The organism is Mesorhizobium sp. M2A.F.Ca.ET.042.01.1.1 (genome assembly GCF_003997405.1).
In the GTDB taxonomy this organism is placed as follows: domain Bacteria; phylum Pseudomonadota; class Alphaproteobacteria; order Rhizobiales; family Rhizobiaceae; genus Mesorhizobium.
Genome location: NZ_RZRX01000534.1, coordinates 1 through 1,560, shown reverse-complemented (window position 1 = coordinate 1,560; position 1,560 = coordinate 1). Strand labels below are relative to the sequence as shown.

Annotated in this window: 2 protein-coding genes; both read right to left on the bottom strand. The window is 66.5% G+C overall.

Translation table 11 applies throughout. The features are described from left to right. Nucleotides 1–141: 141 nt before the first annotated feature. Nucleotides 142–780, bottom strand: coding sequence for a TPM domain-containing protein (locus tag EOA23_RS34590; protein WP_127307305.1), 639 nt, complete (start codon nucleotides 778–780; stop codon nucleotides 142–144). A gap of 6 nt (nucleotides 781–786) precedes the next feature. Beyond that, nucleotides 787–1,560 (bottom strand): YgcG family protein (locus tag EOA23_RS34585; RefSeq protein ID WP_145966603.1); only part of this gene is annotated, 774 nt, incomplete at its 5' end.

The following is a 1,560-nucleotide window of genomic DNA, read 5'->3' as shown; positions in this document are numbered from 1 at the left end:
ATTCCGGGGTCTACGCGACGGAGCTTCGCTCCTGCTCCGCCCTGGAATGACGATCGCGAAGGGCGTTTCGGCCAATCTCAAACGCATGCCGCCTGCCGACGCAACAGAGCCGACCGGTCAAGATCCCAATGCGGGAACCCGTCAGATCTCGACGAGATGATCGTCGAGCTCGTTGGTGTCGCCTTCGGTGACCGGGAAATGCTCGGCGAGCACGGCGCCAACCGATTCGACAGCTTTGACGAAGCCGTCGGCCAGCCGGTTGTCGCCGGCATGTTTGGTCAGGTCGCGCACAACGCCGTCCCAGACATGCTGGCCGACCTTGGCGTCGATGCCGGAATCGGCGACGACCTCGGCATAGCGCTCGGCAATGGAGACGAAGATGAGCACGCCGGTGCGCGCGCTCGTACGGTGGACGTTGCGCGCCAGGAACTGCTTCATCGCGTTGGCGTGCGCGGCCTGATAGCGCAGCCTTCGCGGCACGAAATGAATGCGCAAGGCGGGCAGGAACCAGAGCAGAGCGAACACCGAAGCCAGCGCCAGCAGCTGCGCCAGCACGAAATGCGGCAGCCGGATGGTCAGCCACAAGCCCTCCAGCCCGTAGGCAACCGCGAGGCTGGCGATGAACAGGCCGATCGTCGTGGTGAACGCGGCCGGAAAGAAGTAGCCGTCGCTGGCGCGAGCGACGACGCAGTAGATCTCGCCGTCGGTCTTCAATTCGGCGGTGCGGATCGCCTCGGCGATGCGGTCATGGTCCTCGGCGCTGATCGGTCGCGTTGCCATGGTGCCTCACCAGCTTCCCGAAGAGCCGCCGCCGCCGGACGAGCCGCCGCCGCCGGAAAATCCGCCGCCGCCCGAGGACCAGCCACCGCCGCCTGACGACCAGCCGCCGCCACCCGACGACCAGCCGCCCGAGGAAGAACGCCGGTTCTGATCGAAGGTCATGCCGAGCCAGCGGTAGCGGCCCGGCCCGATCTTCTGGCCGAAGATCGGCGGCAACACCGTCATCGCGATGCCGCCGAAGAAGATCAGCGCCCAGATGGTGATGAAGATGGCGAAGAACAGGTCGTCGGAATTGAACGGCGCCTGCTCGTTGCGCTTGCCGCGCGCCTCCAGTTCCTCGGGATTGCCCTCCAGCACCATGATCATGTCGTCGACCGCCTTGGTGATGCCGCCGGAGAAGTCACCGGCGCGGAAGGCCGGCACCATGTCGTTCTCGATGATCAGCTTGGTGGGCAGGTCGGTCAGCGTGCCTTCCAGCCCATAGCCGACCTCGATGCGCATCTTGCGGTCGTTCGGCGCGACCAGGAGCAGCACACCGTTGTTTTCCTTGGCCTGGCCGAGCTTCCAGAAGCGGAACAGCCGGTTGGCGTAAGGCTCGATCTCCTCGCCGCCGAGGCTGGGGATGGTGGCGACGACGATCTGGTCGGAGCCCTTGGTCTCGAAGTCGGCGAGCTTCTGGGTCAGCGCCGCGCGGGTGCCGGCATCGATGATGCCGGCATTATCGACGACGCGGCCGGTCAGCGCGGGGAGGTCGGCGGCGAGGGCGGCGAGGGGGAGGAG